Source organism: Congregibacter sp., assembly GCF_965660375.1.
Lineage (GTDB): Bacteria > Pseudomonadota > Gammaproteobacteria > Pseudomonadales > Halieaceae > Congregibacter.
Genome location: NZ_CBFHZO010000063.1, coordinates 32,180 through 56,019 on the forward strand (window position 1 = coordinate 32,180; position 23,840 = coordinate 56,019).

The 23,840-nt window shown below is 57.3% G+C and carries 28 protein-coding genes and 1 tRNA gene; 14 read left to right on the plus strand and 15 right to left on the minus strand.

Going from position 1 to position 23,840, the window contains the following annotated elements:
- The first annotated feature begins 26 nt into the window (after positions 1–26).
- Together ACTG3T_RS05665 and ACTG3T_RS05670 are read left to right on the plus strand one after the other, a co-directional pair.
- A complete protein-coding gene (locus ACTG3T_RS05665) occupies positions 27–1,364 on the plus strand; it encodes a S41 family peptidase (protein WP_439101293.1) in 1,338 nt (445 codons plus the stop codon).
- Between the two features lie 50 nt (positions 1,365–1,414).
- A complete protein-coding gene (locus ACTG3T_RS05670; protein WP_439101294.1) occupies positions 1,415–2,407 on the plus strand; it encodes an alpha/beta hydrolase in 993 nt (330 codons plus the stop codon).
- Positions 2,408–2,431: 24 nt separating this feature from the next.
- Here ACTG3T_RS05670 and hisF read toward each other — a convergent pair whose 3' ends face one another.
- Genes hisF through hisB form a run of 4 tightly spaced genes read right to left on the minus strand, consistent with a single transcriptional unit; the run spans position 2,432 to position 5,211 of the window.
- Complete coding sequence (gene hisF, locus ACTG3T_RS05675; RefSeq protein ID WP_439101295.1) at positions 2,432–3,205, minus strand: imidazole glycerol phosphate synthase subunit HisF; 774 nt, start codon at positions 3,203–3,205, stop codon at positions 2,432–2,434.
- Positions 3,205–3,942 (minus strand): 1-(5-phosphoribosyl)-5-[(5-phosphoribosylamino)methylideneamino]imidazole-4-carboxamide isomerase, encoded by a 738-nt coding sequence (gene hisA, locus ACTG3T_RS05680; RefSeq protein ID WP_439101296.1) that lies wholly within the window; start codon positions 3,940–3,942, stop codon positions 3,205–3,207. Before hisA ends, hisF begins: the two co-directional genes overlap by 1 nt.
- On the minus strand, positions 3,936–4,601 hold the full coding sequence (gene hisH / locus ACTG3T_RS05685) for an imidazole glycerol phosphate synthase subunit HisH (protein WP_439101297.1): 666 nt from the start codon (positions 4,599–4,601) through the stop codon (positions 3,936–3,938). The genes hisA and hisH overlap by 7 nt, the downstream gene beginning before the upstream one ends.
- A 16-nt stretch (positions 4,602–4,617) precedes the next feature.
- A complete protein-coding gene (gene hisB / locus ACTG3T_RS05690; protein WP_439101298.1) occupies positions 4,618–5,211 on the minus strand; it encodes an imidazoleglycerol-phosphate dehydratase HisB in 594 nt (197 codons plus the stop codon).
- 193 nt (positions 5,212–5,404) lie between these two features.
- Between hisB and mutY the strand changes: the two genes are divergently transcribed.
- Positions 5,405–6,481 (plus strand): A/G-specific adenine glycosylase, encoded by a 1,077-nt coding sequence (gene mutY / locus ACTG3T_RS05695; RefSeq protein WP_439101299.1) that lies wholly within the window; start codon positions 5,405–5,407, stop codon positions 6,479–6,481.
- Positions 6,478–6,750 carry an oxidative damage protection protein gene (locus ACTG3T_RS05700; protein ID WP_439101300.1) on the plus strand — a complete coding sequence of 91 codons (273 nt, stop codon included), beginning with the start codon at positions 6,478–6,480 and terminating at the stop codon, positions 6,748–6,750. The genes mutY and ACTG3T_RS05700 overlap by 4 nt, the downstream gene beginning before the upstream one ends.
- A gap of 24 nt (positions 6,751–6,774) precedes the next feature.
- Here the strand turns inward: ACTG3T_RS05700 and ACTG3T_RS05705 are convergent, their stop codons facing one another.
- Positions 6,775–7,641 (minus strand): SDR family oxidoreductase, encoded by an 867-nt coding sequence (locus tag ACTG3T_RS05705; protein WP_439101301.1) that lies wholly within the window; start codon positions 7,639–7,641, stop codon positions 6,775–6,777.
- A gap of 124 nt (positions 7,642–7,765) precedes the next feature.
- Between ACTG3T_RS05705 and ACTG3T_RS05710 the strand changes: the two genes are divergently transcribed.
- From ACTG3T_RS05710 to ACTG3T_RS05720, 3 genes are all read left to right on the plus strand, one after another.
- Complete coding sequence (locus ACTG3T_RS05710) at positions 7,766–8,599, plus strand: DUF4198 domain-containing protein (protein WP_439101302.1); 834 nt, start codon at positions 7,766–7,768, stop codon at positions 8,597–8,599.
- Positions 8,596–9,093, plus strand: coding sequence for an LEA type 2 family protein (locus ACTG3T_RS05715; RefSeq protein ID WP_439101303.1), 498 nt, complete (start codon positions 8,596–8,598; stop codon positions 9,091–9,093). Before ACTG3T_RS05710 ends, ACTG3T_RS05715 begins: the two co-directional genes overlap by 4 nt.
- An 82-nt stretch (positions 9,094–9,175) precedes the next feature.
- Positions 9,176–9,251: transfer RNA gene (locus ACTG3T_RS05720), tRNA-Phe, on the plus strand.
- A 92-nt stretch (positions 9,252–9,343) separates the two neighbouring features.
- Here ACTG3T_RS05720 and ACTG3T_RS05725 read toward each other — a convergent pair.
- Positions 9,344–9,979 (minus strand): TetR/AcrR family transcriptional regulator, encoded by a 636-nt coding sequence (locus tag ACTG3T_RS05725; protein WP_439101304.1) that lies wholly within the window; start codon positions 9,977–9,979, stop codon positions 9,344–9,346.
- Between the two features lie 257 nt (positions 9,980–10,236).
- Between ACTG3T_RS05725 and ACTG3T_RS05730 the strand changes: the two genes are divergently transcribed.
- The gene (locus tag ACTG3T_RS05730) at positions 10,237–12,762 is read left to right on the plus strand and encodes a choice-of-anchor U domain-containing protein (protein ID WP_439101305.1); all 2,526 of its coding nucleotides are present in this window, start codon (positions 10,237–10,239) and stop codon (positions 12,760–12,762) included.
- A 58-nt stretch (positions 12,763–12,820) separates the two neighbouring features.
- Here the strand turns inward: ACTG3T_RS05730 and ACTG3T_RS05735 are convergent, their stop codons facing one another.
- Together ACTG3T_RS05735 and ACTG3T_RS05740 are read right to left on the minus strand one after the other, a co-directional pair.
- A complete protein-coding gene (locus ACTG3T_RS05735) occupies positions 12,821–12,958 on the minus strand; it encodes a hypothetical protein (protein ID WP_439101306.1) in 138 nt (45 codons plus the stop codon).
- Between the two features lie 91 nt (positions 12,959–13,049).
- A complete protein-coding gene (locus ACTG3T_RS05740; RefSeq protein ID WP_439101307.1) occupies positions 13,050–13,220 on the minus strand; it encodes a hypothetical protein in 171 nt (56 codons plus the stop codon).
- A gap of 133 nt (positions 13,221–13,353) precedes the next feature.
- Here ACTG3T_RS05740 and ACTG3T_RS05745 point away from each other — a divergent pair, with 133 nt between their 5' ends.
- The gene (locus ACTG3T_RS05745; RefSeq protein ID WP_439101308.1) at positions 13,354–13,626 is read left to right on the plus strand and encodes a TMEM165/GDT1 family protein; all 273 of its coding nucleotides are present in this window, start codon (positions 13,354–13,356) and stop codon (positions 13,624–13,626) included.
- 48 nt (positions 13,627–13,674) lie between these two features.
- Here the strand turns inward: ACTG3T_RS05745 and ACTG3T_RS05750 are convergent, their stop codons facing one another.
- The 4 genes from ACTG3T_RS05750 to speB form a co-directional block, all read right to left on the minus strand.
- Entirely contained in the window at positions 13,675–14,226 is a 552-nt protein-coding gene (locus ACTG3T_RS05750) for an NUDIX hydrolase (RefSeq protein WP_439101309.1), read from the minus strand.
- 123 nt (positions 14,227–14,349) lie between these two features.
- The gene (locus tag ACTG3T_RS05755; RefSeq protein WP_439101310.1) at positions 14,350–14,658 is read right to left on the minus strand and encodes a TIGR03643 family protein; all 309 of its coding nucleotides are present in this window, start codon (positions 14,656–14,658) and stop codon (positions 14,350–14,352) included.
- The gene (locus ACTG3T_RS05760) at positions 14,658–15,053 is read right to left on the minus strand and encodes an STAS/SEC14 domain-containing protein (RefSeq protein WP_439101311.1); all 396 of its coding nucleotides are present in this window, start codon (positions 15,051–15,053) and stop codon (positions 14,658–14,660) included. Before ACTG3T_RS05760 ends, ACTG3T_RS05755 begins: the two co-directional genes overlap by 1 nt.
- The gene (speB, locus tag ACTG3T_RS05765; protein WP_439101312.1) at positions 15,053–15,997 is read right to left on the minus strand and encodes an agmatinase; all 945 of its coding nucleotides are present in this window, start codon (positions 15,995–15,997) and stop codon (positions 15,053–15,055) included. The genes ACTG3T_RS05760 and speB overlap by 1 nt, the downstream gene beginning before the upstream one ends.
- 148 nt (positions 15,998–16,145) lie before the next feature.
- On the opposite strand from speB, the gene ACTG3T_RS05770 reads away from it, so the two are divergent.
- Both ACTG3T_RS05770 and ACTG3T_RS05775 read left to right on the plus strand, forming a co-directional pair.
- Positions 16,146–16,571, plus strand: coding sequence for an ion channel (locus tag ACTG3T_RS05770; RefSeq protein ID WP_439101313.1), 426 nt, complete (start codon positions 16,146–16,148; stop codon positions 16,569–16,571).
- A gap of 18 nt (positions 16,572–16,589) precedes the next feature.
- Entirely contained in the window at positions 16,590–17,087 is a 498-nt protein-coding gene (locus ACTG3T_RS05775) for a GNAT family N-acetyltransferase (RefSeq protein WP_439101314.1), read from the plus strand.
- Here ACTG3T_RS05775 and ACTG3T_RS05780 read toward each other — a convergent pair.
- Positions 17,084–17,314 carry a DUF1653 domain-containing protein gene (locus ACTG3T_RS05780; protein WP_439101315.1) on the minus strand — a complete coding sequence of 77 codons (231 nt, stop codon included), beginning with the start codon at positions 17,312–17,314 and terminating at the stop codon, positions 17,084–17,086. The genes ACTG3T_RS05775 and ACTG3T_RS05780 overlap by 4 nt on opposite strands.
- Before the next feature lie 443 nt (positions 17,315–17,757).
- Between ACTG3T_RS05780 and dps the strand changes: the two genes are divergently transcribed.
- The 3 genes from dps to ACTG3T_RS05795 all read left to right on the plus strand — a co-directional run bounded on the left by dps (position 17,758) and on the right by ACTG3T_RS05795 (position 20,538).
- Entirely contained in the window at positions 17,758–18,396 is a 639-nt protein-coding gene (dps, locus tag ACTG3T_RS05785; RefSeq protein ID WP_439101316.1) for a DNA starvation/stationary phase protection protein Dps, read from the plus strand.
- A gap of 224 nt (positions 18,397–18,620) precedes the next feature.
- Positions 18,621–19,709: a sensor histidine kinase gene (locus tag ACTG3T_RS05790; protein ID WP_439101317.1), complete on the plus strand. Its 1,089-nt coding sequence runs from the start codon at positions 18,621–18,623 to the stop codon at positions 19,707–19,709.
- 19 nt (positions 19,710–19,728) lie between these two features.
- Positions 19,729–20,538: a LytR/AlgR family response regulator transcription factor gene (locus tag ACTG3T_RS05795; RefSeq protein ID WP_439101318.1), complete on the plus strand. Its 810-nt coding sequence runs from the start codon at positions 19,729–19,731 to the stop codon at positions 20,536–20,538.
- Here the strand turns inward: ACTG3T_RS05795 and selD are convergent.
- Both selD and mnmH read right to left on the minus strand, forming a co-directional pair.
- The gene (selD, locus tag ACTG3T_RS05800) at positions 20,531–22,753 is read right to left on the minus strand and encodes a selenide, water dikinase SelD (protein ID WP_439101319.1); all 2,223 of its coding nucleotides are present in this window, start codon (positions 22,751–22,753) and stop codon (positions 20,531–20,533) included. The two genes, ACTG3T_RS05795 and selD, sit on opposite strands and share 8 nt — an antisense overlap.
- A complete protein-coding gene (gene mnmH / locus ACTG3T_RS05805) occupies positions 22,747–23,838 on the minus strand; it encodes a tRNA 2-selenouridine(34) synthase MnmH (protein ID WP_439101320.1) in 1,092 nt (363 codons plus the stop codon). The genes selD and mnmH overlap by 7 nt, the downstream gene beginning before the upstream one ends.
- Between the last annotated feature and the right edge of the window lie 2 nt (positions 23,839–23,840).

Sequence of the window (23,840 nt, forward strand, 5' to 3'; positions counted from 1 at the left end):
CAATACACACTATGCGTACCATGACTATGATCGGAACACGTTTAATCGCCCTGGCCATCACTGTGGCCGGACTGATGCTCAGCCACTCTTTTGTTGCCCATGCTCAGGAGGACACCGATGCCGGGGAACTCCCCCTGGATGAGCTTCGCACCTTTGCCGACGTGTTCAATCAGATTCGCGTGGGCTACGTGGAAGAAATCGACGACAGCACACTCCTCGAGTACGCCATCAAGGGCATGCTCACGGGCCTGGATCCCCACTCGGTATATCTGGAGCGGGATGCCTATCAGGATCTGCAAAGCTCCACGAGCGGCGAGTTTTCGGGCCTGGGGCTGGAAGTGGGTATGGAAAACGGCTTCCTGAAAGTCATCTCACCCATTGATGGCTCGCCGGCTACAGATGCGGGCATACTCGCGGGGGATGTGATTCTAAAGCTTGATGGCACCGCGATCCGCGGACTCAACCTCAACGAAGCCGTGGAGATAATGCGCGGTCCCAAAGGCAGCGAAATCACGGTATCCATCGGGCGCCCCGGGGAGCAGGAGCCCTTTGATCTCACCCTGGTCCGCGACACCATTCGCGTGGCCAGCGTACGCGAACGATGGCTGGAACCCGGATTCGCCTACCTGCGCATCTCCCAGTTCCAGCAAAAAACCGGTGAAGACGTCAAAGCCTCCATCGAAAAACTCATGGCAGAACAGCCCCTCAAAGGCCTGGTGCTCGATCTTCGCAACAACCCGGGGGGTGTCCTCGGTGCGAGTGTCGACGTCGCCGGCTTGTTCATGGAGAGCGGCAACGTGGTCTACACCGAAGGCCGTCTGAGCAACGCCGCGCAGAATTATGCCGCAGCGGCCGGTGATCTCACCGATGGCACACCGCTGGTGGTGCTCATTAACCGCGGTTCGGCCAGCGCTTCGGAAATCGTTGCAGGGGCTCTGCAGGATCATGCCCGGGGCGTGGTCATGGGCACCCAGAGTTTTGGTAAGGGCTCCGTGCAGACCGTGCTTCCCATCTCTGAATCCCGGGCCGTCAAACTCACCACCGCCCGCTACTTCACACCCAACGGACGATCCATTCAAGCCGAAGGCATAAAGCCGGATATTGTGGTGGAGCGCGCCAAAGTCGAAACCTTTGACGAATCGGGCCGCGTCAGCGAAAAAGATCTTGCTCGGCATTTAGACAATACCAGCGCCCAGGAGGCGGTAGAGTCTCAGGCGAGCAAAGGCCTTATCTCTCGGGATAACCAGCTCTATGAGGCACTTATCCTGCTCAAAGGACTTAACATCATCAATCCCCGATCGCCGGGAGCCCTGCCCGCAGGGCAGCAAACGGCTTCCGCGTCGGACTCCGGCAGCAAATCCTGACAGCAGCGCCGTGAGCGCGACCGTCCGGCTGAACCGGGGCTGATTCTTTCATGGCTGGCAAAAAAACGGGTAAAAAGTTGTTCCTCACGCTTCTGGGTCTGGCAGTGGTCGCCATCGCGGTGGGTGGCTGGGCCACGAAACCGGCGCGTCTGTCGCCCACCCCACCAACCGTTGTGGTTCCTGCAGCCATTGATGATTACCTTCGCGAAAAAGAATCCGCTGAACACGCCCTGTTTGGCATCATAGAAGGCGCTGAAAAACGCGTGACCTGGATAGAAGACCCGGGGCAGCGCAGTGATTTCGTCCTCGTTTATCTCCACGGGTTTTCGGCAACTCGACAAGAGATTGCTCCGGTGCCGGCGCTTGTGGCGCAGGCTTTGGGAGCAAACCTCTTTGAAACCCGTCTTGCGGGGCACGGTCGAGAGCGTCAACAGCTTGCTGACATCAGTGCTGAAGACTGGCTGGAAGACGGCGCCGAGGCCCTGGCTATGGCAAGGGCCCTGGGCGACAAGACCGTACTCATGGGCACTTCTACCGGTGCCACGGTGGCACTGGCCATGGCCCGCCATCCGGACTTTGCCTCGGTGGACAGCCTGATTCTGGTGTCCCCCAATTTCGGGCCCGCTGGAGGGGGTTCGGGAATCACCACCGGCCCCTATGGTCCGCAACTCGCCCGGTTGATTCTGGGAGAGCGCCGCTCCTGGGTCGCCGCCAATCCCCTCCAGGAAAAGTACTGGTCGACGGATTACCCCACAGCGTCCATCGTCGAAATGATGCGCCTGGTAAATCTCGCGGTAACGCTGACCCCCGAGGCAAAAAGTAAGCGGGCAATGCTGGTGTATTCGCCCAAGGATGATGTGGTGTCGGTAAGCAAACTCCTCGCAGGGTTCGAGCAATTACCGGCAAAGCAAAAGAAGGTTCATTCCGTCGACGAACCGAGAAGCCTGAGCCCCCATGTGCTCACTGGCGATATCCTGGCGCCGGGGACCAGCGAAGAGATTGCGCAGCGAATCAGTGCGTTTATCGCAGGCTCTGACAGCTGACACCGCAAAATCGCTAATCGTGCCTTAGCGACGCACCTCAATGCCCGCTTCGGCCATAAAGTCCTTGGCCTGACCGACGGTAAATTCTCCGAAGTGAAAAATGCTCGCAGCGAGGACCGCATCGGCGCCCCCCTCCGTGACACCATCCACCAGATGCTGAAGCGTTCCCACACCCCCTGAAGCAATCACCGGGATATCCACTGCATCGGTGATGGCGCGGGTGACTCCGAGTTCAAAGCCATCACGGGTGCCGTCTCGATCCATACTGGTGAGGAGTATTTCTCCCGCGCCCAGGGATGCCATGCGCTGCGCCCACTCCACGGCATTGATGCCCGTGGGCTTGCGACCACCGTGGGTGAATATCTCGTAGCGGGGCGCTCCATCGACGTCCGCTACACGTTTGGCATCAATAGCCACGACAATGCACTGAGCACCAAAGCGCTGGGAGGCGCGGCGCACGAGCTCGGGATCGTGAATGGCCGCAGTGTTGATACTGACCTTGTCTGCACCGGCGTTAAGCATGGTGCGAATATCGTCGACGCTGCGAATACCGCCGCCCACGGTCAGGGGAATAAACACCTCCCGCGCAATGGCCTCCACCATGTGGACCGTGGTTTCCCGGTCCTCGTGACTTGCCGTGATATCCAGAAAGGTAATTTCATCAGCGCCCTGCTCGTTATAGCGCGCGGCAATTTCTACGGGGTCGCCAGCATCCCGGATATCCACAAAATTGACGCCTTTCACGACGCGACCATTGTCGACGTCCAGGCAGGGGATAATGCGTCTCGCCAATCCCATCAGGCGGCGTTCTCGTCGCAGAAACGCTGGGCTTCTGCGAGATCCAAAGTCCCCTCGTATATGGCGCGGCCGGTGATGGCACCCATAATCCCGGCACTGTTGAGCGCTGCCAGAGCACGCACGTCTCGCATATTGGTGATGCCCCCCGATGCGATAACCGGGATGCCCCCTGCCTGCGCCAGGTCCAGGGTCGCTTCAACGTTCACGCCCTGCATCATGCCGTCTCTGGCGATGTCGGTGTAGACGATGGCGCTCACGCCATCATCTGCAAAGCGCCGGGCAAGGTCCGTTGCCTGCAGCGCCGTCACTTCTGCCCAGCCGTCGGTAGCTACGCGTCCCTCCCGGGCATCCAGACCCACGATGATCTTGCCCGGGAAGGCAGAGCAGGCCTCGGCAACAAAGGTCGGCTGCTTCACCGCCTGGGTGCCGATAATGACGTAGCTGACGCCCGCCTTAAGGTAGAACTCGATGGTCTCCAGGTTGCGAATACCGCCACCAATCTGAATGGGTAGCTCCGGAAACTCTTTCGCAATCGCCGTCACCGCATCGCCGTTAACCGGTGTCCCCGCAAAGGCGCCATTGAGATCCACCAGGTGCAAACGCTGACACCCGGCATCTACCCAGCGCTGCGCCGTCGCCACCGGATTGTCAGAAAACACGGTGCTGTCATCCATCTCCCCCTGCCGCAGGCGAACGCATTCTCCGTCCTTGAGATCAATTGCAGGAATAATCAGCATGTTCCATCCCAGTCCAGAAAGTTACTCAATAACTGCAATCCCGCTCGGTGGCTTTTTTCCGGGTGAAACTGCACTGCAAACAGGTTGTCCCGCGCCAGTGCCGCATCGGCGGTGACGCCATAGTCCACGCTCCCCGCCAAAAGGGATCGATCGCTGGCATGCACGTAGAAGCTGTGGACGAAATAAAAGCGCTCGCCATCGGCGATATCCTGCCAGAGCGGGTGGGACCGAGCCTGGTTTACACGGTTCCAGCCCATATGGGGCACCTTGAGCCGGCTACCGTCGTGATCCCTCAGCGGCGTGCCAAAGTGACGAACATCACCCTCAAGCAAAGCCAGACAATCCACGCCGTCGTTTTCTTCGGAGCGCTCCATGAGCGCCTGCATACCTACACAGATCGCCAGCACGGGCTTGTGCTGCTCGCGGAGCGCCCTATCCAGAAGGTCATCGCAGTGCAGGCGGCGAATTTCGGACATACAGTCCCGGATAGCGCCCACCCCGGGGAACACCACGCGGTCGGCCTCACGGATGAGATCCGCGTCGTGAGTCACAATGACTTCACGGGCACCGGCGTGCTGCAGGGCGCTCTCCACCGAATGGAGGTTGCCCATGCCGTAGTCGATAACCGCAACGCGGGTATTTTTTGAAGCGCCCTTCACCGCAGCCTCCGGGGCTCTAAAGCACGCCCTTGGTAGAGGGCGTTACACCCGCCATCGCAGGATCGGCGCTCAGCGCCATGCGCAGGGCTCGACCGAAGGCCTTAAACACCGTTTCAATCTGGTGGTGGCTGTTTGCGCCGCGAAGGTTGTCGACGTGGAGAGTGACCAGCGCGTGATTCACAAAGCCCTGAAAGAACTCGTAGAAAAGATCCACATCAAAACCGCCTACCGCAGCGCGGGTGAAAGGCACGTGAAACTCCAGACCGGGGCGCCCGGAAAAATCGATCACAACCCGTGACAGCGCCTCATCCAGGGGCACGTAGGCATGTCCGTAACGTTGAATACCCTTGCGCTCTCCGACAGCCTTGGTGAAGGCCTGACCCAGGGTGATGCCGATGTCTTCCACCGTATGGTGCGCATCGATGTGCAGATCGCCATTGGCCTTGATGCTGATATCCATCATGCCGTGGCGGGCAATCTGATCGAGCATGTGTTCAAGGAAGGGCAGTCCCGTATCGAATTCGGCCTTGCCACTGCCGTCGAGATTTACGGACACGGTGATCTGTGTTTCCAGCGTATCGCGGCTTACCGTTGCGCTACGTTCCGACATGTTGTTCTCCCAATTGCGATGGCTTTCACGAAAACCTTCGCGATGACCTTCTCGATGACCTTCTCGATGACCTTCTCGATGGCTTTTTCAATGACAAGCGCGGCACCAGCCGTCGAGGCGCGCCATTATAGGGGAGCGGGACCATTGAATCATTGGCAATTCTGCCGCCGCAAGGATAGTCTCGCCAGCGCTTATGGATGACTTCGCTAAACGCTTGCTGGCCTGGTATGACCTTCACGGCCGCCACAATCTGCCCTGGCAGCGGGATGCGACGCCGTATCACGTTTGGCTGTCGGAGATCATGCTTCAGCAGACCCAGGTGGCCACGGTGATTCCCTACTACGAACGCTTCACAAACAGCTTTCCTGATATTCAGGCCCTCGCGGCCACCGACATAGATGACGTACTTCATCACTGGAGTGGCCTGGGGTACTACGCGCGAGCAAGAAATCTCCACAAGGCGGCAAAGACGGTAGCTACTGATTTCTCCGGGAAGTTCCCAGCGGACCTGGACGCATTGCAAAGCCTGCCGGGCATCGGGCGCTCCACCGCCGGCGCCATTCTATCCACGGCATTGGGTGGGCGTGCTGCCATACTCGATGGGAACGTAAAGCGCGTGCTGGCCCGTTTTCATGCTGTGGAGGGCTGGCCGGGTAAGACCGCAGTGGCATCGCGATTGTGGGAGTTGGCCGAGGAGCACACGCCGGATTCCCGCATTGCCGCCTACACCCAAGGGATCATGGATCTGGGGGCCACCCTGTGCACCCGCTCAAAGCCGGATTGCCACCGCTGCCCTCTGGCAGATGACTGTGTCGCCCGGGCGCACGGCCGGCAGACTGAATTTCCCGGCAAGAAGCCAAAGAAGACAATCCCAACGCGCACGACGAGCTTTATCATTGCTCACACGCCCGACGGCGAATTACTGCTCGAGCGACGGCAGCCCTCGGGAATCTGGGGCGGACTGTGGTGCTTTCCTGAGGTTGACGATGACGCCAGCGCCAAAAGCTACTGCGAAGAAGTTCTCGCTGCCCGCGTACTGCGCACAACAGCACTACCGGCGCTACGCCACAGCTTTAGTCACTACCACCTTGAGATAAGCCCTCTTCTGCTTACACTGTCTAAAACGCCAGCGCTTATTCGCGAGGGTCAGGAGGTTCGCTGTTGGCCCACCACAGAGACGCCCGCCGTAGGCCTCGCAGCCCCGGTGAAACGCATCTGGCAGCAGGCGGTAGAGGCAATACAAAATTCTGGAACAGGAGAAAGTTTATGAGCCGACAGGTGTTTTGTCGCAAGCATCAAAAAGACATGCCCGGTCTGGATGCGCCGCCCTTTCCCGGCCCAAAAGGTCAGGATATCTTCGAGAACGTCTGCAAGCAGGCGTGGGAGGAATGGCAGGCCCATCAAACTATGCTCATCAATGAGAAGCAGCTCAGCCTTATTGATCCCGAAGCGCGCAAATATCTTCAGCAGGAAATGGACAAGTTTTTTGCCGGTGAGGAGTACGACAAGGCCGAGGGCTATGTGCCCCCGGAGTCGTAAACGCAGCTTTTAATGCACGTGCAGCTAGTACATGGTCAGCGTTTTTGTGGGCAAGACTTCGATAACGTCATCGGGTACAAAAAAGTCCCGGAACAGGTCTTCGCCAGGTGCCACTGCATACTGATCAAAATCCGTGACGCCGGCATCGCGAAGGAGCACTTCGTCGATGAAGAAGTTACCGGTGCACTCGCTTGAAGGCCGAGTAAGTATTTCGTAGGCGGCATCCGCCATGATCGCAACCGTACGACTCCCCTTACTCATGGCGTCGCCGCCCAGGACATTGCGCACCGCAGCGGTATCAATGGCCGTGAGCGGCCAGAGGGAATTCACGGCGATAGCGTCACCTGCAAGCTCCTTGCTCATACCCAGCGTGCAGAGACTCATGCCCATCTTGGCGATGGTGTAGGCCACATGGGGCGCGAACCACTTGGCATCCATATCCAGGGGTGGTGCAAGGTTCAGGATATGACCGTTATCGGACTGCTGCAGATGGGGGATGCAGATTTTTGAGGTCAGGAAGGTGCCCCGGGTATTTATCTCGTTCATGAGGTCATAGCGCTTCATTTCAGTACCCAGGGTGGGCGTGGGACTGATCGCACTGGCATTGTTGATACAGATGTCGATGCCGCCAAAGGTCTCCACGGTTTTATCCACCGCCGCCTGCACCTGGTCCTCAAAGCGAATGTCACAAACCAGAGGCAGTGCCTTACCGCCCACTTCTTCGATCTCTTCGGCCGCGGTGTAAATCGTGCCCGGCAATTTTGGATGGGGCTCGGTGGTCTTCGCCGCGATGGCTACATTGGCTCCGTCCGCGGCAGCACGCCTGGCGATGGCAAGGCCGATGCCGCGACTGGCACCCGTAATAAAAATAGTCTTGTTATTCAGGCTCATGGGAGCTCCCTGGTTGCTTGGGTTTGTACAGGTGGAGGACACCCTATTGCAAAAGAGCCTGCGATAAAAGACATTGTGCCCTCGGTTTTCCCCTGTCAGATTCTTATAGCAACGAGAACTTTTTATGAACGTGCTTTCCCTTCCTCTTCGCAGGCTATCCACCGGATTGGCCGCTTCCTGTCTGATGTTTTCCTCAGGGCTTTTTGCCCATGAAACCTGGCTGCTCCCGGATACGTTTCAGCCGGAGGCAGATAGCCAGGTGACGCTCTCCATGACCAGCGGTATGGCTTTTCCGGCCTTTGACTCCGGCATCAGCGCTGCTCGGATCAAGGAGGCCGTCGTCAGTCAAAACGGCAGCCGGGACCTTCTTATACCCATGGACACAGGAGTTGGTGCACTAGAGCTGATTGCCACGCCGGGGCCTGGTACCGCCTGCGCCTGGGTTGCACTTAACCCGCGAATTCTTGAGATAAAGCCCAAAGCCGTGGCTCACTACCTTGAGGAAATCGGTGCTGACGACAGCGTGTGGGAAGCCTGGAACACGCAGCCCGAACCGCGATACTGGAAGGAGTCCTACTCAAAACTGGCGCGAACCTATCTGGGTTCCTCGAACAACGATGGAATGGGCGACTCGGGATGCTGGTCCGATGAAAGCGTTTCTCGCTTCGAGATCCTTCCCCTGACTGACCCAACCACGCTGGAACCCGGCGAGGCACTTCAGGTACAAGTGACGTTTGGGGGAGAGCCTCTGGCAAATCAGGCCGTGGGCCTATGGCAGGAAGGCAACGAGGCTGGCGTGCTTCATCGCTCCGATGACGATGGCCGACTCACGCTGGAGTTCCAGGGTGGCGGTAGGCATATGATCTATGCGACGCACCTCCGCCCAAAAATCGGAGAGGGGTTTAACTGGGAGAGCGATTTTGTCACGCTGACAGTGATGGTCAACGAGGGCTCATGAACCCTTCTCTGGCAAGGGTGCGTGCACCCTTGCTCCTGCGTCAGGGGTTAGTCGCGCTACTGGCGCTCCTTGCGGGCTGTGCAACGATGGGTGCTCTGGATTTCGACGACCCCGATATCGAACTCCTTGCCCTGGAACCCCTCCCCAGTCAGGGGCTCGAGGCGCGTTTCATGGTGAAGTTAAGGGTGATCAACCCCAACCCAGTCCCCCTTGCTATCAGCGGAGTGGCCTACGATGTGTTTATTCGCGACGCAAAGATTCTCTCGGGCGTGAGCAACGAGGGGATCAAGGTGGGCACCTACAGTGAAAGTGTTGCTGAGCTTGAGGTTGCCGCAGGGATGCTCGGGTCGCTAACGCTCCTTCGGGATCTCATGGCAAATCCCACGGACGGAGCACTCCCCTACAAACTGAATGCCAAGCTATCGCTATCGGGACTGAGCCGCGCCATTCGTATCAGCCGCGAAGGCAGCATAGATTTGAACGCCCGCCCTTGACTGTAAGCGGGCCGATAGGTTTAATACGCGGCCCTTGCGTTGAGGATGCAGCCAGCAACCTCAGATTGACGCAAAGGTTTGTGCCCGGATAGCTCAGTCGGTAGAGCAGGGGATTGAAAATCCCCGTGTCGGCAGTTCGATTCTGTCTCCGGGCACCATAAATTCAGAACAAGTGATCGATTTTTAAGCAGTTTTTAGTTTATCACTGGCCTCTCTGTGTTTTTTCTGTGCATTGATCCGATGGCGTTATCTACTTAGCTCGGATGAACAGCTCCGATACAAGCTTGTCGATCAGATCTTCCCAAGACCCCGGCGCCAAATGATGAGCGGCGATATCGTCAACCACCTTTCCAAGCGAGTAAGCCTGCAAAAACACGGCCATCGCATGAGGGGAAATATCGCTACGCAGGAACCCGCGTTGCTGCGCACTCGAGATTACGATGGTCATATCACCCGTCAGCTCAGACTGAAGCGAGGCAAGATCCGTTGCAAGTTTCGGCCGGCCATGGGCATAGCAAATGAAACTCGCACGTAGCGAACGGCTTCGTTTACGTTCATCGCTTTGACTGATTCGGGTAACTGCCCGCAGTGCGATACCAAGCGACTCGGCATCGGGGGCCGAATGAAGCACATCCGCCATCGCCTCAATATCGCCGCGGACATTCCTTGCATACACACTGAGAATCGCCGTGCCTACCAACCCCTCCAGATCTCCAAAATGGTGGTAAACCGTTGCTCGCGCGACGTTTGCCAGTTTGAGCACATCTGCGAGCGAGACCTGCTCAGGGGGAGTTTCGTCTAACAACAAAGACTCGCACGCTGCGAGGACTTGGTCGTGGACCGATTTTCCGCGGCGATTTTTCCTTAATCCTTTGGCTGACTGCATGTTCCCTCGCTGTCATGGCGCAGAGTTTTAGCGCTTTCCCCTGTGCTGCGCCGAATTATGTGACCCAGCGCGCTATTTTGACAGGAAACATTGTTTTTTTTTTGCAGTGCTACCAGTTTCTAGACTTCAAGTATAGAATTGGGAGAGAGTGTGTAATGAAGGCCGATTTGTTTACGCGCAGAGGGCCCAATGTTTGAGTGCCGACGCGCGCCACTCCAAATTTTTAAACGCTGCCACTGTCGGGCAAAGGGTACTCTATGAAACTTGAAAATCAGAAGCTTAAAACCTTACCAAAGCCCCGAATCGCCGCGGCACTTATCGCTACCGCCGCGCTATTCACCAGCGAAGCCTCCCTCGCGGCCGCCTGGGTAGATTGGACAGACGCCCCTGATTTCACCGGCGGCGAGGTAATCTACGGGACCACTCGCAGTATCGTGTACACGCCTGAGGTCCCCCTGAACGGCACCATTGCTGATCCAGACACTGATGGCACCATCGCCGTCACATTCTCCGGAGAGGTCCTCGAGCAATCGTGCATTGGGAATGGAGGGGGGTTCAGTGGCTGCCCCTTGTGGCCTATTGTTGACAGAACCCCTTCCAGCTTCATCGACGGCACATACCTGACCAGCCTGACGGGTAATGATGACCATATTGCAATCACGGGCGAGATCGAAGGCGCAACCCGCTTCACGTTGAAATTTAGCAAGCCCGTATCGGATTTGGTTCTCTCGCTCTATTCGTTGGGCAACCCGTCCTTCCAAGGTGGAGGCTCTGGCTACACTGAGGGTCGGTGGAAGTTTTTCCAGCCGTGGGTATTGGTGGCTCTGGATGGTCAATGCCAAAGCGCCCTCGACGCCAGCGTGGCGAGCGACAGCAATGCAGGCGATTTCTGTCTTACGCGAGTCGAGAGCACCAACTCAGTATCGGGCAGCGAAGGCGATGGCCTCATTCTCTTTCCCGGGGAGAATACAGAGATCTCCTGGGACATTACGGGCCCCGAGATCTGGGCAGGCTTCAATGTCGGCATCGCTGAGGCGGCCTACTCTGAAAACATCGTGTACATCAATGCGTCCGACAGCGCGAGCGCAGAGGGAGCAACAGTACGGACACCTCGCTATGTCGTAGCAGGCTTATCGGCAGAAGATTCGATTAACACCACGCCGACCTGTCAGGGTTTCACCGATTTGAATTTCGACACAGCACTGACAACGTCAACGCCCGCAGGCGAATACGTCACACACTGCTCGGGGGCAACTATCACTGACAACGCCCCGCTTAATAATTATGTCACGCTCTACCAGGATGGCACCTATAACATTGCGCCGGACACTGACGACGACGGCATAGCTGACACCATCCACAGCTACGTAGACTGGACCACAAACACTGCCTTCAATACGGCATCGGGTCCGGGCATCATCGGTGCGACAGTCAGCAAAGGAAACAAATCACCCACGCTGGTTGAAAACCTCCTCGCTAATACATTCGCCGCTGGAGCCGATACAAATTATCCGAGCACCTGGTACAGCCCCCTGCCAATCATTGGAACCACGGAATACTCTGGCGGGAATATCGAAGGTGGTACCAGCACTACACAGATTGGTGATGGCATTGATATCACGGTTACTTTCGACGAGGCCGTCCCTTCACCGCGTTTCCATTTTACCAACCTGGATGCGGCCAAGGTGACGTTCTTGGGAGACGCAGCAAACAACCTGAGTCTTATCAGTGGCAACGACGAACTCACCTTAACTGGCGCCGATGTCAACTTGGACCCTGAAGGCACTGCAGCCCTCGGCGGATGCGAGAACCTTGACGGCTCTAACCCCAATGGGGCTTGTGGGTCTATTCAAGTCAGCGGTAGCTACTCTTCTGTTGCCTTTCGTGTGTCCGCATCACAAGGCACTGGAGACGGTTTCGCCTGGACCGTATCAACGCCGACCTATACGGTGACACCGAGTTCCGATGCCAATTCGTCGTTGAGCACCGAAACCGCGTTCGAGGTTAATGAAGGCAAAGGCGCAATTCTGTCTCTGAGCGCCACCAGCGGGTATGAGGCACAAATTGGCGGCACCTGCACTGGCACGCTGGACGGCAACACTTTTACGCTGGACGCTGTTACTGCCGACTGTACCGTCACCGCAACCTCCACCATCATCGATACCGATGAAGATACCGTTCCTGACATCGAGGACAACTGTTCAGCGGTTGCAAACCCCAATCAAGGAAATCTCGATTCCGACGATTTAGGGGATGCCTGCGATGACGACGTTGACGGTGACGGCATCTTAAATGGTGATGACCTGGCTGACGCCTATGTGGAGATAATCGGCGACAATCCCGGCAACTGTGTTATTGACATCCCAGCAACCAAACTGGATCCGATCAGTGGCGCTGATGCCGAGACTGCGCCAGCCGACCCGATCAACAGTAAGTTGCGCTTCCGCCTGCTGTGTGATGTGGGTGCAACGGCCACCATTCGTGCCAGCTTCGGCGAAGTACTGCCCCCCAACCCTGCCGCATTCAAGCTGGATAACGACAGTGTATGGACGCGCGTAGAGTCCGCTGTCTTCAACGCATCAACCAACACGGTGACCTATCAGATAACCGATAACAGCTCGCTGGACGAAAACGGGCTGCTGGATGGCATCATTGTCGACCCGGTTTCGGTGGTTTCCCTCAGTGCCTCGGCTACTCCTGTTCCCATCCCCTTCTGGGCGCTGATTTCACTCATCGGTGGTATAGGTTTCGGTGCGCATCGGGTACTTCGTCGACGTACGTAGCTACCGTGCTGCGTAACCTACCTCTAACAAAGGTCGCGGGCGGAGTTTGTGGTCGGTTTCAGCTCAGCGGATGGTCTGACTGCCGCTTGTTGGCGGCGTAGTGCAAATGCCCATCAGCTGCGGTTGATGGGGGTCGGCCGTTTGATTCGCCGATGATGTGGCCTTCGTCGATCACACCCTCGCCGAAGGGAGTCATAATGTCTCCACCCTCCTTGTGGGTAGACTCCCTGGAATCGATATGGAGCTGTGATCATTGAATCTGTGGACTCAGTAAGGCGATTTCTCTCTCAGTCGAGGGTTTTCGCAGGGGCATTGCCGAGGTTCAGGCGAGCACGAATCTCGTGAAATTTCACCAGCAGACGAAGATCACGCCCCTTACAGCCCTGTTCTGCCAGCAGTGTTTCTACTTCCTCACAACGGAGTTCAGTGCGTTCATTAATACTCGCTGTTTTTTTCAAATCAGGACTCCCGCCCATTGTTAGAGGCATCTTGGAGATATGCAGAAACTCTTATCAGTGATAGCTCTACACATGAAATGTTACTGCACGAACGAGTATTATCGGCCCACTTTGGTTTCGCTGGATAAAACCTATGGACTGGAAAGTCTTTGCAACCGTTCTGATGTCGGTCTTTGTCGCCGAACTCGGCGATAAAACCCAACTAGCCACAATGTTGTTTGCTGCGGACAAAGAGGTGAGTAAGTGGACGGTCTTTCTCGCGGCCTCTGCAGCTTTGGTCCTTGCTTCGGCCATGGGGGTATTGGCAGGGAGCCTGCTGTCCTCCTATGTCAATGAGAAAGTCCTGCACTACCTGGCGGGCACCGGTTTTATCGTGATTGGTGCGTTCACACTTTATCGGGCCTAGGGGCAAATACCGCGGCACGCTCGTCGCCAGGCAGCTACCTACAGGCACCTATCTCCAAGCGAAGAGCGGCTGGTCAAAATGCGCGACGCGCGTGTGGCGACCAAACATGGCGACCTCGCGGAATTGATAAAGCAGGGCACCGGTGGGCGCATAGATGCGGTCATCGTGAAAATTCATGGACAAGACCTGGCCGTCACTTTCTTCGATGCTCTGGAGATTGGGAGAGTCGCGCCGGGCGAGCTCCTTAAAGGAAAAGGGCTTTACCAGGTCTACCTCATCAGGGTTGGGTGTAAGTTCCCGCCAGTCTTTGTCTGTCCACACCACCACCGGCGTAATAACGTAGCCGGAGCGCGTTGCGTAGTCATCCAGCGTTCCGAGCACGTCAGCCGGGCCTGCGCGCAAACCTACCTCTTCGTGCAATTCCCGAAGCGCAGCTTCGATCGCAGATTCACCCTGATCGTGGCGTCCGCCGGGCAGTGCCCACTGCCGGGAGTGAGCTCGCAGGGAGGCACTCCGCCTGGTTACCACGACCGCGCTGCGGCCCTCGTCGCGACAGACGGTCAATGTCACCGCCGCAGCGCGCCGTCGCTCCAAAGCCATGCTCCGTTGTTCAAAGCTGTGAAGATGCTTTTCGAGATAAGGGCGCAACGAAGCGCTGTGGGTAAATATATCCAGCGGGGAGTTCCTTAGGGTGCTATCACCACCATGGGCCGCGAAAGACCATCATTCGCTCGCCAACAACTTGTCGAATCGACGCTTGTTGGGGGACGAGACGCTGCGGCTCTCCATAAACCGTTGACGGTGCTTGGTGACCTGCCCGCTGGCACGCTTTCGCCAGCGCCGAAAACTGGAAGGCTTGAGCTCTCTTCGCATAATGCGGATCACCGACTGCTCATCGAGGCCCGTGCGTTCGCGAATATCATCAAAGCTCACGCGATCGGCCCAGGCGGCCCAAATCACCCAGTCGTTGGAATCCGCAGGGGGCTCGGGCTTGCGGGTCTTTGTGTAGGGTCTGTCGCCAGAACGCGCCATCAGGCAGTCGCGGGCGACGATCCGGGGTCATCGCCGTAAGCCAGAAAATTAAACGCCCGCTCCCGCTCTTCGATGGAAAACGCACGCATGTCTATATTGCGAAACACTTTGTCCTCCCAGCTGATAACGCGCTGCACCCACTGCTTGTCGGTCACCACAGCAATTCTTGCAAACATGCTTAAGCCGAACTCTGAGAAAAACTGCATTTTCTCCATGATGGCGTCCAGCTCCACACCGCCAAAGCTCTCGATCTCCTGATACACAGACACCTTGGTATGAGCGTTTAACTTCTCACGCAGTGCATCCAGGGCTCGCTGCATGTCTTCTTCGGTAACCTTGCCAGAAATGCGCCAGGCCACGGCATCGGCCACGTCGAACTCAATCATCTCCAGCATCAGGCGCTCCTCTCGGCGTAAATGCACAGCATGTTTAACGCCAGGGTTGCCCCCGCCAATGCGGTCACTTCTGACACGTCATACGCGGGGGCCACCTCCACCAGATCCATCCCGACGATATTCAGTCCTCCCAGTCCACGAAGAATACGCAGCGCCTGCTGGGTGGAGAGCCCGCCCACTACCGGCGTGCCGGTGCCCGGCGCAAAGGAGGGATCAAGGCAATCAATATCAAAGGTCAGGTAGCAAGGGTTATCCCCCACGGTCTCGCGGATTTTAGCGATGGCCTCTGAAGCCGTATGGTCGTGTACCCAGTCAGCGTCATAGACGTTGTACCCATGGGTATCAGGGTTGTGGGTGCGCATACCAAGCTGAATGGAGCGCCCGGGATCCACGGTACCGTCCTGGGCCGCATGCCAGAACATGGTGCCGTGATCGATACGACCCGCATCGTCTTCCCAGGTGTCCGAATGGGCGTCAAAGTGAATCAGGGACAGGGGCCCGTGTTTTTCAGCGCAGGCTTTGAGCAGGGGATAGGTAATAAAGTGATCACCGCCCAGGGCCAGTATCGCGGTGTCGCTTTTGAGTATCTCGCGAGCCTGGGATTCGAGCACCGCAGGAATCTCCGCCGGCAGACCGGGGTCAAAGCCAAAGTCGCCGTAATCCACCACAGAAATGCGGTCAAAGGGGTCATAGCCCCATCCGTTTACTGCGGTCTCCCAGGAGAGATTGCTCGAGATACTGCGAATGGCCCGCGGCCCCAGGCGTGTGCCGGAGCGGTTGGTGGTGGCAAGGTCATAGGGAACGCCCACCACGGCGACATCAATGTTTGCCAGATCCCGGGTGTAGCGGCGGCGCATAAAACTTGTGGCACCGCCGTAGGATGGCTCGACCACAGTGCCGCGATCGTCTTTGCGGGTAAACGCCAAATCTGAGCTGAACTCCACAGTGTGCTCTCCGAAAATGCTTTTCACGAGCTGAGAGCATAGCGCTGTCGCAGCAACAAAGGGAGCACCCTCACCGATAACTATCAACGCATTTCGCTGGTCTCACCCTCCGCGTAGAATGCACGGAGATTTAAGTCATCGGTGCCCAATGCTTAAGATTTACCTCCTGAACATCATGGTGATCGCCATAGCCGTGGTAATCCACTATGAGTTTCTCTACCAGTTCACCATGGTTATGCCGCGCTTGCGCATTCGACATCGTTTTCGGATTTTGCTGGGCGTGTTTGCGTCCCTTACCGCGCACGCTATCGAAGTGTGGCTCTTTGCTTTGGCCTACTACGCCATGGACAAATCTGAGCGTTGGGGAGAACTGCAGGGCGATTATGATGGCTCACTGCACAGCAGCGTGTATTTCTCCTTCACCGCCTTCACCACTCTGGGGCTCGGGGATATCACCCCTTCAGGTAATCTGCGTTATCTCGTGGGATTGGAATCGCTGACAGGTTTTGTGCTGATCACCTGGACGGCTTCATTTTTGTATCTGGAAATGACCCGCTACTGGGACAGGGATTAACAGGGAGTCTTTGCATTAATGTTAAACATCCGAAAGATCACACCCGACGATAGCCGCGTCATCCTTAAGTTTATCACCGAGCTGGCAGTCTATGAGCGTGAGCCGGACGCAGTGTTAGCAACCGAGTCGCATATTGAGAACACTCTATTCTGTGACTCGCCCAAAGCTTTTGGACTGATCTGCGAACGGCAGGACGGCGCGGCACCGGGCGAGCCCATCGGTTTTGCGATTTACTTCTTCAACTATTCAACCTGGCTCGGGCAACACGGACTCTACCTTGAGGACCTGTACGTTACCCCCGAGGCGAGGGGACTGGGCGCAGGCAAGCTACTGTTAAAAAGCCTCGCGCAAATAGCCCTGGACAATGACTGCGGTCGCTATGAGTGGAACGTGCTGCGCTGGAACACCCCAGCCATCGAGTTTTATGAGGCCTGCGGTGCCAAACCCCTCAGCGAGTGGGTTGGCTATCGCATGGACCGCCCGGCCATGGAGGCTTTTGTCGACAGTGGTTCCTAGCTTTTCTCATCCGGCGGCCCGATCCATGCAAAGCGTGGGCGGGCCTCGCCGTGGACCATGACATCTTCCCGGAACATCGCCACGGGTCTCACCCAGAGTTCGCGCTCACCGTAGCGAGGCCGATACAAAACCAGGCGCTCTTCGGTCTCTGAATGCAGTACCGATCCCAGGACGTCGTATTCTCCGCCTTTGTAATGTCGGTAAAGTCCGGGGGGCGGTGCGTCCATCATCGGTTGGCCTTTTTCAATTCGCTGGCGGGCTGAAGGACCTCCTGTCCATCGGCCCGCTTCCAGCGCACTTTGGTATCGGGGACAAAGTACTCCATTGCGCTTAGCTCTCCAAATCTCACGGGCTGTGAACCCGTAATCTGTATGCCATAGGCTCGCACCCGTCTTTTTCGAAGCCGGCTCACACCCCGGCGTTCATATTTTGTCTGCTTGCCGGAGGATTTGGTTTGAGTCCGGAGCAGTTTTTTCTGCTCCGCACACTTACACCCTCTTTTGGCACTTTTAGATGCTTTTTTATCGACTTTGTAAGCAAAAAACAAAACATGCATCTCGTCTTGTTCAGCGCGACATAGAGAATCGAGGAACAAAAATCAAGTCATCCACTCCCGGAGCGAGCCCCGTAGCAATAATGAAACATGAGCTGACGACGGCGTCGCTGGCTCATGTCGGGTTCGCACAGCGCTGCAGCAGCAAGACCGCTGCAGCGGCGAGCACCGAAATTCACGAGAAGTAAGAGGAGCAAATATATGAGTACCAATGCCAAATTTACCGTTCCCGGTTTGAATGCAAAGCAAGCGAACGCAGCAGTACAGGCATTAGACGGACGCATGGTAGCCCTCATTGATCTTGCGTTAACGCTGAAGCATATCCACTGGAACGTAGTGGGTCCCAATTTTATCGGTGTTCACGAGATGCTGGACCCGCAGGTACAGGCAATAAACGGCATGGTGGATAACATTGCTGAGCGCATCGCCACCCTCGGGGGCGTGCCCGTAGGCACACCAGGGTCCATCGCCGAGCGAAGAAGCTGGTCAGATTATTCCATCGGCAAAGGCCTTGTGTCTGAGCATCTCGGCGCACTTGATATGGTTTATTCCGGCGTCAACGAAGGCCATCGCGATGCAATTGCCAAGGCGGCGGAGGTCGATCCGGTATCCGAGGATATGCTGATTGCCCAGCTGGCCGATCTGGAACTGTTCCAGTGGTTCGTCAGGGCGCACCTCGAATCGTCCGATGGTAAGTTGTCCACCGTTGGCGCTTCTTCAGAACAGGAAGCGGCCAAAAGGGCAGCCAATCACTAACAGACCCGTTAGCGCTTTTGCAGGGGTGGCAGAAATGTCACCCCTTTTTCGTTCTGCGCCTTCTCTGTTTACAAAGAAGACTGACAAGCAGCAGCTACCCTGGTTGCGCTGAATCTACGCAAGCGCCCAAAAACAGTAAAACTTGCGTTGAAGTGGCGCAATAATGCGGTAAACGTAGTGAATCCCCGGTTCCCGCGGTTTCAACACTACCTATAATGGTCGCCATGCCATTGGACCGCGTCATTGAAGACAAACAACGGCTGTTCTGGCTCCTGCAACTGGGAGGCTGGAGCAGCTGGGCGGCTACCTTTTACCTTGGCATCCTGGTTTGGGGCGAACCCCCCGACAATTACCTGCTTTATCTGCCGATTATTGCAGCAATGGGTATGCTCATTACCCTGGCCCTTCGCTGGATTTACCGCTCGACCTGGGAACGCAACCTGGGAACCCGCGCTTTTGCCATTCTTGGGGCCTCCTACTGCGCAGGCGTCGTATGGGTACTGTGTCGCTCGGTGTTGTTTTACAACCTTTACCCTCAGGAGCTGGATAAATTTGAGCAACAGGGTGGAGCCGGCCTTGCCATGTACTTCAGCAACTCCATCTCTGGGGTTTGGGTCATGCTCGTGTGGAGTGCGCTGTACTTCGGCATCAAATACTACCTCCTCAGCCAGGAGGAAAAGCAGCGTTATCTAAAAGCCATCTCCATGGCTCAGGAAGCGCAGCTAAAAATGCTCCGCTATCAGCTAAACCCGCACTTCCTGTTCAACACGCTCAACGCCATCTCTACCCTGATCCTGGATAAAGACACCGAGCTGGCAAACAGCATGGTTATGAAGCTGTCGCGGTTTTTGCGCTACTCCCTGGACAATGATCCCATGCAGCAGATCACCGTCGCGGAGGAAGTGGAGTCGCTAAAGCTCTATCTGGATATTGAGGAAGTCCGCTTTGGTGAGCGCCTAACCCTGCACTTCGCCATCAGTGAGTCCGCCGAAAAAGCCCTCATGCCATCGCTGCTGCTGCAGCCGCTGGTTGAGAATTCCATCAAATACGCAGTTTCACGATCCATTAATGGAGGCTCCATCGCCGTCTCTGCAACTGTCGAGGACGGCTGTCTGCAGTTAATCGTTGCGGATGACGGGCCGGGCCTGGATCTCCGCCAGGGCAGGCTGCCCAAAGGGGGTGGTGTGGGACTGGCAAATACCCGGGAGCGTCTTTCACAGATCTATGGCGAAAAGCAGAGCTTTCGTCTGGGCTCCACCGAGCCTCATGGACTGACCATCACCATCTGTATACCCGTCAGCTATGCTGATTGAGCATACCTAGAGAGGATTTATGACAAGCTTATCCGCGATCATTGTTGACGATGAACACCTCGCACGACGGGGACTATCGGTGCGTTTGCAGCAACTGCCTGAAGTGGATGTGATTGCTGAGTGCGGCAACGGGCAGGAGGCGCTCCTGGCTGTGGCCCAGCACAATCCGGACCTCCTTTTTCTGGATATCCAGATGCCCGGGATGGACGGTTTTGAGGTCGTGGAAAAACTCCAGGGCGACGATATGCCCATGGTGATTTTTGTGACCGCCTATAACGAGTATGCGGTGGATGCCTTCAAGGTTCACGCCATCGACTACGTTCTCAAGCCTATCGAAGACGACCGGCTCCACGAAGCAGTGCAGCGTGCCATTGCGCACCGCGATCAGGAGAGCAGCACCTCCGGCAAAGAGAAACTCATCAAGCTGCTCATGAGTGTGACGGGAGAGAGCGCTGCCGGCGTTGAGGCCATGGCAGAAGGCACCAGGAACGAGGATAGCTGGCCGGAGAAAATTACCGTGAAAGACGGCAGTGATATCCAGTTTATCCGCGTTGCCGATATCGAATGGGTCGACGCCGCCGGTGATTACATGTGCATCCACGCCACGGGCAAAACCCACATCATGCGTATCACCATGAAACAGCTCGAGGGTATGCTGAATCCCGCGGTATTTTTACGGGTGCACCGCTCCACCATCGTCAACCATCGCTGTGTCACCGGCGCTCAGACACTCAGCAATGGCGAGTACCTGTTGAATCTTGAGGGTGGAACGCAGTTAAAGGTCAGCCGCAGTTACAAGGACCGCATCCGGGAGTTTCTGGTCAGCTGAGACTGATTGCTGGCGCGCCAGGCTCCACCGACCGGAGGGTACCGATGAGCGCGGCCTCCACGCCCCGGGCATGGAGGGCCTCGCAAGCTTTTGTCGCCTTATCCGGCGCCAACGCCAGGAGCAAACCTCCACTGGTTTGCGGATCAAAGAGTAGTTCCGCCGCCAGAGGCAGGTTTTCCGGGGGCGTCCACCGGGCCGAGACCGCCTGACGATTGGGTTCATGCAAGGTGCTGAACACACCCGCAGCCATAGCATCCAGGGCCCCGGCCATTGCCTTGAGCTTTTCAAGCTCGATAGCTGCTGCGAGTGTGTCATCCAGCATCTCCAGCAGATGGCCTGCCAACGCAAAGCCCGTGACGTCAGTGACCGCATGGGCCTGAAAATCCCGGGCAATTTTTGCCGCCACGCCATTCCCCTGTTCCATAGCGTGCAGGGCGTCATCCACATGACGACCGTCAGCCCGTCCCTGCATGTGCGCTGCAAACAGAGCGCCTGCCCCCAGGGATTTAGTGAGAAGCAAGGCATCGCCGGGCTGGGCACCCCGTTTGGGCAGGAGAGAATCCCCTGGCGCCAGCACACCATTGACCGCAAACCCCAGCTGCAACTCAGACCCCTGCATGCTGTGGCCGCCATTGAGCGCACACCCCACCTCATGAAACACCGACAGCGCACCCTTCAACACCATGAACAAATCCCGGTGAAGCAGCGACGGCGCCGCGAAGGGCAGGGTCACCAGGGCCAGGGCCGAATGGGGCTGTGCTCCCACCGCATAAAGGTCTGACAGCGCGTGCTGAGCCGCGATGCGACCCATGCGCCAGGGGTCATCCACAAGTCCCCGCAAAGCATCGAGGGACTGCAGCAAAGGCCCATCGCTGTGCACCGGCGTGGCATCATCCAGGCTGTCCGCGTCTGGTAACAGCTCCGGGTACATCGCTCGAAGTTCATCGAGCACGGCATGCAGTGCATCGCCGGACACCTTGGCCCCACAGCCTCCACAGGGCGCCTGGGCTTTCTGCTCGCCATCAGAGGAGGTGCTTACCGTCGCGCCACCCATCTCCCGCGGCTCAAAATCGCTAAAACGCGCCATGAATTTTCGATCAATGCGATCTTTCCAGCGCCAAACCCAGGCGCCGCTGACGCTCAGTCCGTTGCGCTGCGCTACAGCGCGCTGCGGCCCCAGGGCCAGCATGGATAAAAACTCCGACTGGGGTTTGTGCTCCCGAAGGCGTTCCCCCGCATGGAAAGCCTGCAGGTTTTCCGCAAGCACCGGCCCCTGACGCACGGCATACACGCCAGCCTTGGGCCGGGGGTGACGATGCTGGGTTGCGATATCACCGGCACCGAATACATTGTCGTAGCCGGTGCTTTGAAGTGTGTCCTCCACGCGCATAAAGCCCCGCTCGTCCACGGGGAGTCCGCTGGCCCTGATCCATGGCGCCGCTGCCGCACCGGTGCACCAGATGAGGCTGTCGTAGTCCGCACTGTGATAGTCCGCACTGTGATCGTCCGCGCTGCCGGAGGACTCAAACTGCAGTTGGGATTCGGTGACTCGACTGACCCGGTGGCCGCAATGAAGGGCGACACCCAATTTGCACAGCTGCTCTTCAACAACCCGCCGCGCGCCTTTGCTGTAGCCCGCCAGCACCTCCTCTCCACCACAGTAAAGTGCCAGATCCGGCTGCTTGCTACCCAGGCGATGGGCTATGGCCAGGGCAATTTCCACGCTCCCCGCGCCGCCCCCAACAATGGCAATACGGCGTTGGGCCAGATCGTCCTGTTGGGACAGGGACTCCCATCGATCCCAAAGTCCCGCTACGGGCTTTACGGGTATGGAAAACTCCCGCGCCCCCGGCACCGAATCCAGTTCAGGGCTAGAGCCGATATCGATAGACAGCATGTCGTAGCTCACGGTGCCCCGGGCGCGACAATGGAGCTTGCGGGCATCGGGATCCAGAGAATCCACGGTATCGACTAAAAAGCGAATTCCCGCCCACTGACAGAACCGCATCAAATCAATATGCGTTTCCTCAAAACTGTAGTGGCCGGCCAAAAGGCCGGGGAGCATGCCGGAATAGGGCGTGAAAGCAGCAGGAGAAATGAGGGTTACCCGCAAACCAGATGGGGCAGACATAGCGAGTTTTTTCATCACCAGCACATGACTGTGACCCCCGCCCACGAGCACCAGATCTTTTTGTGGCGGAATCTCCGTTAGCATCGCGTGCTTAAAAACGCTTCGGCAAAGGCCCGATCACCGCTGCAGAGTCGCTGTCCCTCCCGTTTGGAGAGCTGATAGCGGTACATGGGATCGTAATAGTCCTCCAGCATGGGACGTATCCACTCGCGATGGCCCTCGCCATCACCTGCTTGCTCCTGCTGATAAAAAGCGGAGCGCATGATTTCAGCGAGATCCTGATAACGGGCGCCGCCCAAACGCTTTCGCGTTCGCTCAAGATCCCCAAGCAGCCGGTCACGATGCATACCGGGGCCTGCGTCGCCGTAGGCCTGCCGGTAGCGCTCCCCAAGATCCAGAATGTAATCCTCAAAAACTACTTGTACGCGGTCTTCCAGTTCGTATTCCAGAACAACGAGGGGCGCCTCGCTCATACGGGCCTTTAGAGACGCCGGCAGAGCCAGACGACCGATAAGCTGGCCCTCGTCTTCGAGAATTACGGGACCCTCGCTCTGAGAGAGCTTCAACAATGCGATGGAGAGCGCGTTTTCAAAATTAATCTGCGTGGGCTGCTCGTCAATGAGGCGGCCGAAAGCCGAGCCGCGATGATTGGCCAGTCCCTCAAGGTCAATAGAGCGGCGTAGCTCCCTGATCAACCGGGTTTTGCCGGTGCCGGTGGCACCACCCACAAGAATGATGTCAGCCTTTTGGGACAGCGCATCAAGGGTGTCAATCAGAAAGCGGCGCATGGCCTTATAGCCACCGGTAATGCGCGGGTAGTCGACGCCGGCGTCTTTAAGCCACTCCTGCACCAGCTGGGAGCGCAGCCCTCCGCGGAAACAATAGAGATAACCCTCGGGGTGATCCTTGGCAAATTGCTTCCAGCAACCCATGCGCTCTTCGCGAACCTCCCCCGCCACCAGCTCATGCCCCAGGGCAATGGCCGCTTTCTGACCCTGCTTTTTGTAGCAGGTGCCCACGGCGGCGCGTTCCTCATCGTTCATGAGCGGCAGGCTCTGTGCCAAAGGAAAAGCACCCGCGGCAAACTCCACGGGTGCGCGGGTATCCAGCAGGGGAGTGTCTGCGAGAAAGAGGCGGGCGTAATCCGATGTGTCGACCCGCGCAGTCATGG